The sequence below is a fragment of the Priestia sp. SIMBA_032 genome (assembly GCF_046535215.1).
In the GTDB taxonomy this organism is placed as follows: Bacteria; Bacillota; Bacilli; order Bacillales; family Bacillaceae_H; genus Priestia; species Priestia aryabhattai.
Genome location: NZ_JAWRXD010000997.1, coordinates 1 through 259, shown reverse-complemented (window position 1 = coordinate 259; position 259 = coordinate 1). Strand labels below are relative to the sequence as shown.

At 66.4% G+C, this 259-nt stretch carries 1 protein-coding gene; it reads right to left on the bottom strand.

Going from position 1 to position 259, the window contains the following annotated elements; translation table 11 throughout:
* The coding region (locus tag SB717_RS37350; RefSeq protein ID WP_410908164.1) for a hypothetical protein at positions 1–259 on the bottom strand (259 nt) is incomplete at both ends.

Below are 259 nucleotides of genomic sequence, written 5' to 3'. Positions count from 1 at the left end.
AGCGGCGATCTCGGCGCGGTATTGCTCCTCGATCAACTCCCAGATCAACCGCTGCTCCTCGACATCCGGGATCAGCGGGATCTTGCCGGTGATCTTCTGCGCCGCGTCCTGCGCCGACAGGCCGCCGCGGGGCTTGGACGACAGGGGATTGCCCATCGCCGCGTGCCACTCGGGATTGTCCTCCATGATGTGGGCGATCACCCGATCGCCGACCTCGTTCATGACGTCCGGGACGTCTTCCGCCGTCAGGGCCGACGAG